A 9,691-nucleotide genomic window follows, 5' to 3' on the forward strand; every position below is an offset into this window, starting at 1 on the left:
CTGCTGGCCCCGCCGCCGCCGCCCGCGGCGGACCTGCTCGCGCCTCGCCGCGACTGATCCGCCCCGCTATACCTCGCCCCGACACAAGCGGACCGACGACCATGACCGAGGAGTTCCACCGCATCCGGCGCCTGCCGCCCTATGTCTTCGCCGAGGTGAACGGCGCGAAGGCGAAGGCGCGCGGCGTCGGCGAGGACATCGTGGACCTCGGCATGGGCAATCCCGACAGCCCGACGCCGCCGCACATCGTCGCCAAGCTGGTGGAGGCGGTGGCCGACCCCCGCACCCACCGCTACTCGATGTCGAAGGGCATCCCCGGGCTGCGCAAGGCGCTGGCCGGCTACTACGCGCGCCGCTTCGGCGTGAAGCTCGACCCCGACACCGAGGTCGTGGCGACGCTCGGCAGCAAGGAGGGGCTCGCGAACCTCGCCGCCGCCATCACCTCGCCCGGCGACACCATTCTGGTGCCGAACCCGTCCTATCCGATCCACCAGTTCGGCTTCGTCCTCGCCGGCGCCTCGGTCCGCAGCGTCCCCCACACGCCCGACGACGAGATGCTGTGCGCGCTCGACCGCGCCGTGCGGCATTCCGTGCCGAAGCCGACCGCGCTGATCGTCAACTTCCCCTCGAACCCGACCGCGCTGCTCGCCGACATCCATTTCTACAAGGAGGTCGTCGCCTTCGCGCGCAAGCACGAGATCTTCATCCTCTCCGACCTCGCCTATTCCGAGATCTATTTCGGCGACCAGGTCCCGCCCTCGATCCTCGAAGTGCCGGGTGCGAAGGACGTGGCGGTCGAGTTCACCTCCATGTCCAAGACCTACAACATGCCGGGCTGGCGCATGGGCTTCGCCGCCGGCAATCCGCGGCTGATCGCGGCGCTGACGCGGGTGAAGAGCTACCTCGACTACGGCGCCTTCGCCCCCATCCAGATCGCCGCCGTCGCGGCGCTGAACGGCCCGCAGGATTGCGTGGCCGAGATGCGCGATCTCTACCGCAAGCGCCGCGACGTGCTGGTGAAGGGCCTCGCCGCGGCGGGCTGGGACGCGCCGGAGCCGGAGGGCTCGATGTTCCTCTGGGCGCCGATCCCGGAGCGCTTTCGCCATTTGGGCAGCGTGGACTTCTCCAAGCTGCTGCTGGCCAAGGCGAAGGTCGCGGTGGCGCCGGGCATCGGCTTCGGCGAGCATGGCGACGGCCATGTCCGCATCGCGCTGGTCGAGAACGAGCATCGCATCCGCCAGGCGCTGCGCGGCATCAAGAGCTTCCTCGCCGCCGACAATGCCGGCCCCGTCGATGCCGTGGACGTCGACGCGGCATGAGCGCAACCCTCGTCACCCGCGCCACCTCCTCCCTCTCCAGCGAAGCGGGGGGTCGGACGCCGAAGGCGTTTGACGCCAGAGTTGCGGCGGCACGCCGCATACGCCGGCTGGTCGGGGTGGGGGTAATCACCATGCTCGACCGGACCGCCTGACCCCATGACCAAGCCTCTCGCCATCGGCGTCGCCGGCCTCGGCACCGTCGGCACCGGCGTTCTCACCCTGCTGCGCGACAACGCCGCGACCGTCGCGGCGCGCGCCGGGCGCCCCATCGCCGTCACCGCCGTCTCGTCGCGCGACCGCAGCAAGGACCGCGGCGTCTCGCTCTCCGGCCTGCGCTGGTACGAGGACGCCGTCGCCCTCGCGCATGATCCCAACGTGGACGTGGTGGTGGAGACGATCGGCGGCATCCAGGGCGCCGGCGCCGACCTCGTCCGCGCCGCGCTTGCCGCCGGCAAGCCGGTGGTCACGGCCAACAAGGCGCTGCTCGCCACCCACGGCGCCGAACTCGCGGCGCTGGCGGACCGCAACGGCGTGCCGCTGATGTACGAGGCCGCGGTGGCCGGCGGCATCCCGGCGATCAAGGCGGTGCGCGAGGGCCTCGCGGCGAACGACCTCTCCCGCGTCCTCGGCATCCTCAACGGCACCTGCAACTACATCCTGACCACGATGCGCGAGCGCGGCCGCGAATTCGCCGAAGCGCTCGCCGAAGCGCAGAAGCTCGGCTACGCGGAAGCCGACCCGTCCTTCGACGTGGACGGCATCGACGCGGCCCACAAGCTCGCCATCCTCGCAGCACTCGCCTTCGGCCGCCCGGTGGATTTCGGCGCCGTGCATGTCGAGGGCATCCGCAGCGTCAGCGCGCTCGACATCGCGCTCGCCGGCGAGCTCGGCTACCGCATCAAGCTGCTCGGCATCGCGCGGCGGACGGAGCACGGGATCGAGACGCGCGTGCATCCCTGCATGGTCCCCGTGGCGCATCCGATCGCGCGCGTGGACGGCGTGTTCAACGCGGTGGTGGCGGAAGGCGACTTCGTCGGCCGCGTCGTGCTGGAAGGCCGCGGTGCCGGGGCAGGGCCCACGGCCAGCGCGGTCTGCGCCGACCTGATCGACATCGCGCGCGGCCGCCGCACGCCGGTCTGGGGCGTCTCGGACGGCGCTCTGTCGTCGCTGCCCGCGATCCCGATGGAGAAGCGCGTCGGCGCCTACTACCTGCGCCTGATGGTGCTCGACCGCCCGGGCGTGATCGCCGACGTCACCGCGGCGCTGCGCGACCACCAGATCAGCCTGGAATCCATGCTCCAGCGCGGCCGCGCGCCCGGCGAGGCCGTGCCCGTCGTCGTGACCACGCATGATTGCGAGGAAGCGCAGATGCGCGCAGCGCTGGCCCGCATCGAGGCGTTGGAGACGGTCGTGGAGCGGCCCGCGCTGATCCGCATCGAGAACCTGCAGTAGCTCAGCGCGCCGCGGGCTCCAGCAGGTCCCAGCGATTGCCGTACAGGTCGCGGAACACCGCGACCCTGCCATAGGGCTCCTCGCGCGGCGCTTCCTCGAACACGACGCCGCGCGCCGCCATCACGGCATGGTCGCGCGCCAGGTCGTCCGTCTCCAGGAACAGGAAGACGCGCCCACCCGCCTGGTCGCCGATCCGCGCCGCCTGGGCCGGACCGGCCGCCCGCGCCAGCAGCAGGCGCGCTCCGCCTTCCGCCGCCATGACCACCCAGCGCTTGCCCGGCAGCGCGGTGTCCTCCACCAGCGTCAAGCCGAGCCGGTCCCGGTACCAGGCGATCGCGGCGTCGTAATCCTCGACCAGAACCGACACCTGCGCGATCCGTCGCACCCCCGGCCTCCCGTCGTTGCGCGCCGCTGATATAAGGGCCCGGACGCAGGAGGAAGCCGATGCCCGACCGCCAGGTCCATGTGGACCGCAACCTCGCCCTCGAACTCGTCCGCGTGACGGAAGCCGCGGCGCTGGCGGCCTCCCGCTGGATGGGCCGCGGCGACAAGAACGCCGCCGACGGCGCCGCGGTGGAGGCGATGCGCAAGGCCTTCGATACGGTCGCCATCTCCGGCACCGTGGTGATCGGCGAGGGCGAGATGGACGAGGCGCCGATGCTCTACATCGGCGAGAAGGTCGGTCTCTACGCCAAGGCCGGCGGCGGGCCGGAGGTCGACATCGCGGTGGATCCGCTGGAAGGCACGACGATCACCGCCAAGGGCGGGCCGAACGCCATGGCCTGCGTCGCGCTCGCGCAGAAGGGCGGCTTCCTGCACGCGCCCGACATCTACATGGACAAGCTCGCCGTCGGCCCCGGCCTGCCGGACGGCGTCGTCAGCCTGGACGCCAGCGTCGAGGAGAACCTGCGCGAGCTGGCGAAGGCCAAGAAGGCCGAGATCTCCGACCTCGTCGTCTGCCTGCTCGACCGCGACCGCCACAAGGAGATCGTGAAGCGCTGCCGCGCCGCCGGCGCGCGCATCATGATGATCCCGGACGGCGACGTCTCCGGCGTCGTCGCGGTGTCCCAGCCCGACACGGGGGTGGACATCTACATGGGCTCGGGCGGCGCGCCGGAAGGCGTGCTGGCGGCCGCCGCGCTGCGCTGCATCGGCGGCCAGATGCAGGGCCGCCTGATGTTCGAGAACGAGGAGCAGATCGCGCGCGCGAAGGAGATGGGCGTCACCGATCCGAACCGCATCTACGGGCTCGAGGACATGGCCCGCGGCGAGGTGATGTTCGCCGCCACCGGCGTGACCACCGGCCCGATGCTGCGCGGCGTGCGCCGCTCGGCGGGCTTCGCGGTCACGCATTCCATCGTGATGCGCTCCAAGTCCGGCACCGTCCGCTACGTCGAGGGCCACCACAACTTCGCGCTGAAGCCGACCGCGTTCGTGGCATGACGCTGGTTTCCTTCCCCCGGGACGCGGGGAAGGGCTACCTTCCATCGATGCCCGACTCGGCCCGCGCGCGATGAACGCGATCACCGACACCGTCCTCGGCGTCGCGCGCAGCGCGACGGGGCGGCGATGGATCTGGCGCCAGGGCGAGGCGCGCACCGGCCTCGGCATCTCCCAGCGCCTCGGCCTGTCGGAAATAGTCGGCCGGCTGCTGGCCGCCCGCGGCGTCGGGATCGAGGAGGCGCCGCATTTCCTCGAACCCACGCTGCGCGCGCTGCTGCCCGACCCGTCCTGCCTGAAGGACATGGACGCCGCCGCGTCACGCCTCGCGGACGCCGCGCAGCGCGGCGAATCCGTCGCTGTCTTCGGCGACTACGACGTGGACGGCGCCTGCGCCGGCGCGCTGATGGTGCGGCTGCTGCGCGAGCTCGGCTGCCGCGTCGCCCACTACGTCCCCGACCGCATCGAGGAAGGCTACGGCCCCAACCCGAAGGCCATCTCCGCGCTCTGTGACCGCGGCGCGACGCTGATCGTCACCGTCGATTGCGGCATCGCCGCGCCGGATGCGCTCGCCGTCGCGCACAACCGTGCGGACGTCGTCATCCTCGACCATCACAAGGCCGAAGGCGCGCTGCCCCGCGTGCGCGCCGCCGTGAACCCGAACCGGCTGGATTGCGACAGTGGCCTCCGGCATCTCTGCGCCGCCGCCGTCGCCTTCCTCGCCGCCGTGGCGACGCTGCGCGAACTTCGCCGCCGCGGCCATTTCGCGCAGGCGCCCGAGCCCGACCTGAAGCTCTACCTCGACCTCGTGGCGCTTGCGACGGTGTGCGACGTGATGCCGCTGACCGGCGTCAACCGCGCCCTGGTGGCGCAGGGGCTGAAGGTCATGGCCCGCCGCGGCCGCGCCGGCATCGCCGCCCTGCTCGATGTCGCGCAAGCGAAGGATGCGCCCTCCGCGCACACCCTCGGCTTCCTGCTCGGCCCGCGCATCAACGCCTCCGGCCGCATCGCCGAATCCGATCTCGGCCTGCGCCTGCTCGTCGAGGACGACCCGGTCGAGGCGCGCGCCATGGCCGAGAAGCTCGACGCCGTGAACAAGCGCCGGCAGGAGGTCGAGGCCGACGTGCTCTCCGCCGCCTTCGAGGCCGCGCAGCTCCAGGCCGATCGCGGCCATCCGGTGATCCTGGTGACCGGCGAGGGCTGGCATCCCGGCGTCGTCGGCATCGTCGCCGGCCGCATCAAGGAGAAGTTCAACCGTCCCGCCTGCGTCGCCGGCCTCGCCGGCGGTCTGGCGAAGGGCTCCGGCCGTTCCGTCGCCGGCTGCGACCTCGGCGCCGCGATCATCGCCGCGCGGCAATCGGGCCTGCTCGAGACCGGCGGCGGCCATCCGATGGCGGCCGGCTTCTCCTTCCGCGCCGAGCGCGACGGGGAGGTGCACGCCTTCCTCGACGAACGCCTCGCCCACGCCGCGGTGCTCCCCTCCGCCGCCGATCTCCCGGTGGAGGGCACGCTCGCCGTGCCGGCGGCCACCGTCGCCATGGCACAGGAGGTCGCGCGCCTCGCCCCCTTCGGCGCCGGCAACGAGGAGCCGGTCTTCGTCCTGCCGCGCGCCCGCGTCGTGCGCGCCGACCGCGTGGGGAAGGAGGGCAACACGGTTCGCGCCTTCCTCGACGGCGAAGGCGGCGGCGCGCGGCTCAAGGCGATCTGCTTCCGTGCCAAGGACGGGCCACTGGCGCAGGCGCTGCTCGGCGGCGGCCACCTGCACCTGGCCGGCCATCTCCGCGCCGAGACCTGGAACGACAGCGTCAGCGCCGGCTTCCACGTCGTCGACGCCGCGCCGGTCGGCTGACCGTCACGTTTCGTCACGGCCCCTGTCGCCGCCCTCGCCCTTGAAGGCGCGGCCCATCCAGGCAACATCCCCGTCATGGACACGCCGCGCCGCCCGCCCGTGCTCGACATGACCCCCGAAGGGGAGTTCCGCGACCCGGCCCCGCAGCCGGCCGGCACGCTCGACCGCATCCTCGGTCGCGTCGGCGGCATCGCGCTGATGGTGGCGCTCGCCGCCGGCGGGCTCGTGCTCGCCGCCGTCGTCATCCTCTTCGCCGCGTTGGCGCTGCCCGTGCTGATCGTGGCCGGCGCGATCGGCGCCGGCTCGATCTGGTGGCGGCTGCGCCGGATGCGCCGGGCGGGCCAGGTGCCCTTCGTGGTGATCCGCCGCTGACGGCTCCGTCGCGGCCGCCTCCCTTCGAGGTGGACCGGCGCCGGCTCTACGAGGTCGGCGTCACCGGCACGCCCGTCACCCATCGCGAGCCGGAGGAGACCCGCGCGCGCCGCATCAACCGGCTGCGCTGGCTGGTCGCGATCGGCGTCGGCGCCAACGCTGCGACCTGGACGCTGGCGGGGCTCGCCTTCGCGCTCGGCGGCCATCTCTGGGGCGCCTGGGCCGGCACGCTGGCGCTGGCGACGCTGCCGCTGCTCGCCCTGCCCGGCGTGCTGGAGGCCGTCGCCTGGTTCAAGGCACGCCGCCGCCACCGCATCCGCCCGCCCGACTTCCCGGGGCCGTGAGGCGGCGCGATGCCTCGTCTCAGCGGCTGCCGGCCGGGAAGCCGGTCGCGCGCCGCACGCGCGTCGTCAGGGCGTCCAGCGTGAACGGCTTCGCGATCACCCCAGCGTCGGGCGGCAGCGGCGCCGCGGCGTAGCCGGTCATGAAGAGAACGCGCAGCCCGGGCTGGAGGCGCCGCGCGGCCTCTGCCACCCGCGTGCCATCCATGCCGCCCGGAAGCCCGACATCCGTCACCAGCAGGTCGGGCCGCAGCCCTCCCTCCATAAGCCGGATCGCGCTCGGCCCGTCCGGCGCTTCCACCACCGTGTAGCCGAGGTCGCGCAGCCGCGCCGCGGCCGGCTCCCGCACGCCCGCCTCGTCGTCCACCAGCAGCACCGTTGCATCCCCGCCCTGCTGCGCCGGCTCTGGCGCCTCGTGCGGCACGTCGCCGCCCTCCTCCTCCCGCTGCGCGACGAAGGGCAGCCAGAGGCGCACGGTGGTGCCCTGGCCGGGACTGCTCTCGACGCGCAACGCGCCGCCGGACTGCCGCACGAAGCCATAGACCTGGCTCAGCCCGAGCCCGGTGCCCCGGCCCAGCGGCTTGGTCGTGAAGAACGGCTCCAGCGCGTGCTCCAGCACCTCGGGCGACATCCCGGTGCCGGTGTCGGCGACCGCAATCTCGACGAAGGTGCCCGGCGACACGTCCGGTGACGCCGCGAGATCGGCCGCCGACAGGCTGCGCTCGCGCGTCGAGATCACCAGCCGCCCGCCCTCCGGCATCGCGTCGCGCGCGTTGATGCAGAGGTTCAGCAGCGCGCTCTCCAGCTCGTTGGGATCGCAGGTCACGAAGCCGTCCTGCAGATCCAGCTCCAGCGTGATCGCCGGTCCCATGGTGCGCCGGAGCATCTCGGCCATGTTCCGCACCAGCACATCGGGATCGAGCGGCCGCGGATCCAGCGTCTGGCGGCGCGCGAAGGCGAGCAGGCGGCGGGTCAGCCCGGCCGCGCGGCCGGCGGCGTCGCGCGCTGCGTCCAGGTAGCGCGCCGCATCCTCCAACCGCCCCGCCTCGATCCGCCGCCGCGCCATGTCGAGGCCGCCCGTCACGCCCTGGAGCATGTTGTTGAAGTCGTGTGCGATCCCGCCGGTCAGATGGCCGATCGCCTCCAGCTTCTGCGACTGGCGCAGCGCCGCCTGCGCCAGCGCCAGCGCGGCCTCCTGTTCCGTCTCGCGCGTCACGTCGCGCCCGATCGCGTAGGTCACGTCCTGCGCCGGCGCCGCGACCCAGGAGATCCAGTGCGTCGAGCCGTCCTTGTGCCGGTATCGGTTCACGATCCGGGGCCTGCCCCCCGCCGCAGCCAGCTCGTAGGCGGCCACCGTCTCGGCGTGATCCTCCGGCAGCACGAACTCGCTGACATGATGCCCGACCAGCTCTTCGGGCGAATAGCCGAGCAGCGCGGTCCAGGCCGGGTTCACGCGCCGCACGATGCCCGCGGAGTCGACGGCAACCATGAGGTCGGGCGAAGTCTCCCAGATGCGGTCGCGCTCGGCGGTGCGCGCAGCGATCTCCAGCTCCAGCACCTCGGCGGCGTGCCTTGTCGAGACGTCGCTGAACAGGATCGCCACCTGGCATGCCTCGGGGGGGTCGATCCGGAAGGCATAGACCTCGAACCAGCGGCCGAGCAGATCGGAGCCCTCCTCGAAGCGCTCGGGCTGGCCCGTCCGCGCGACGCGGCCATAGCGTTCGTACCAGTGCTCCTCGAGCGCGGGCGCGGCCTCCCGCAGCCAGCGGCCCAGGATGGCCTGCGGGAAACCGGTGTGCCGGTAGAAGGCGGGGTTGGCCTCCACCACGCGGTAATCGGTGCGTCCATCCGGCGCATCGAAGCGCAGCTCGATGATGCAGAAGCCGGTTTCGATCGACTCGAACAGCGCGCGGTAGCGCGCGTCCTTCTCGCGCAGCGCCGCTTCGGCTTCCTTGCGGTCGGTCACGTCGCGCCAGAATACCGCCAGCGAACCGTCGGCCGTGGGATAGGCCCGCATGTCGAGCCACAGCGCGCGTCCGTTCGCGAAGCCGTAGCGATGTTGCAGCGACACAGGCACGCGCGCTCCCATGGCGTGCTTGAGTAGTCGGCCGAGTTCGGTGTCCTCGGTGCCCGGGTAGGCCTCCCAGTGTGAGCGTCCAACAATCTCCTCGCGCGGGCGCCCGTCCATGCGGAGCGCTTCGCGGTTATGCTCCAGGATGGTGAAGTCGGGCGCGAGGAGGCCGAACGCCTCCGTCATCCCGTCCAGGACGCCGCGCAGCCGCGCCTCGCGTTCCCGTAGCGCCGCCTCGCTCTGCTGCGCCGCAGTGCGGTCGCGCAGCATCCACAGCACCCCGACCGGCTCGTCCACCCCGTCCGCGCGCAGCGCCATCGCCTCGATGCCGGCCCAGACGGTGCTGCCGTCCTGCCGGATCAGCTGGCCCTCGCGCGACACACGCGCGCCGGACAGCGCGGCTGCGATGTCGGCGGCGAGCACGCCGCGATCCCGGTCCTCTGGCGGCAGCGCGGCGGCGAGGTTCAGCGCCGATGCGCTCGCCTCGTCCCAGCCGAGCAGGCGGCGTGCCCCGCTGTTCCAGGCCAGCACCAGCCCCTCGTGGTCGGTGGTGACGATGGCGCAGTCGATCGCGCTTTCGATGACCGCGCGCAGATCGGCTTCGCGCAACGCGACGGCGATATGCTCCGCTGCCGGCCCCTCAGTCGCGCGCTCCAGAGACGTGACCGCGGCCTGCGAGGCGAGCAGCCGGGCCTGGCCCTCCGCGATGCGCCGCCCGAGCGAGGTGCCGAGCTCCGCGGCGCGGGCCCAGGCGGCGCGCGCGTCGATCTCGGCTGCCGTCGTCCGCGCCTCGGACGCCGCTAGGCGACCCGCATGGCGGCTCTCCCGCGCCGCCGCGGCCTCGTCG

At 72.8% G+C, this 9,691-nt stretch carries 8 protein-coding genes; 6 read left to right on the plus strand and 2 right to left on the minus strand.

The features are described 5' to 3' along the window. Positions 1 to 101 precede the first annotated feature (101 nt). Both L2I40_RS12310 and L2I40_RS12315 read left to right on the plus strand, forming a co-directional pair. Positions 102 to 1,319, plus strand: a complete 1,218-nt coding sequence (locus L2I40_RS12310) for an LL-diaminopimelate aminotransferase (RefSeq protein ID WP_237215253.1) — start codon at positions 102 to 104, stop codon at positions 1,317 to 1,319. 156 nt (positions 1,320 to 1,475) lie between these two features. Continuing rightward, on the plus strand, positions 1,476 to 2,771 hold the full coding sequence (locus tag L2I40_RS12315; RefSeq protein WP_237215254.1) for a homoserine dehydrogenase: 1,296 nt from the start codon (positions 1,476 to 1,478) through the stop codon (positions 2,769 to 2,771). A gap of 1 nt (position 2,772) precedes the next feature. Here L2I40_RS12315 and L2I40_RS12320 read toward each other — a convergent pair whose 3' ends face one another. Beyond that, positions 2,773 to 3,156 carry a VOC family protein gene (locus L2I40_RS12320; protein ID WP_237215255.1) on the minus strand — a complete coding sequence of 128 codons (384 nt, stop codon included), beginning with the start codon at positions 3,154 to 3,156 and terminating at the stop codon, positions 2,773 to 2,775. Between the two features lie 59 nt (positions 3,157 to 3,215). On the opposite strand from L2I40_RS12320, the gene glpX reads away from it, so the two are divergent. From glpX to L2I40_RS12340, 4 genes are all read left to right on the plus strand, one after another. Next, a complete protein-coding gene (gene glpX / locus L2I40_RS12325; RefSeq protein WP_237215256.1) occupies positions 3,216 to 4,214 on the plus strand; it encodes a class II fructose-bisphosphatase in 999 nt (332 codons plus the stop codon). Between the two features lie 70 nt (positions 4,215 to 4,284). Continuing rightward, positions 4,285 to 6,060, plus strand: a complete 1,776-nt coding sequence (gene recJ, locus L2I40_RS12330; RefSeq protein ID WP_237215257.1) for a single-stranded-DNA-specific exonuclease RecJ — start codon at positions 4,285 to 4,287, stop codon at positions 6,058 to 6,060. A 75-nt stretch (positions 6,061 to 6,135) separates the two neighbouring features. Next, positions 6,136 to 6,432 (plus strand): hypothetical protein, encoded by a 297-nt coding sequence (locus tag L2I40_RS12335; protein WP_237215258.1) that lies wholly within the window; start codon positions 6,136 to 6,138, stop codon positions 6,430 to 6,432. Between the two features lie 29 nt (positions 6,433 to 6,461). Beyond that, a complete protein-coding gene (locus L2I40_RS12340; RefSeq protein WP_237215259.1) occupies positions 6,462 to 6,776 on the plus strand; it encodes a hypothetical protein in 315 nt (104 codons plus the stop codon). Positions 6,777 to 6,795: 19 nt separating this feature from the next. Here L2I40_RS12340 and L2I40_RS12345 read toward each other — a convergent pair. Beyond that, a partial coding sequence (locus L2I40_RS12345) for a hybrid sensor histidine kinase/response regulator (protein WP_237215260.1) occupies positions 6,796 to 9,691 on the minus strand: 2,896 nt, incomplete at its 5' end.

Source organism: Falsiroseomonas oryziterrae (assembly GCF_021864505.1).
In the GTDB taxonomy this organism is placed as follows: domain Bacteria; phylum Pseudomonadota; class Alphaproteobacteria; order Acetobacterales; family Acetobacteraceae; genus Falsiroseomonas; species Falsiroseomonas oryziterrae.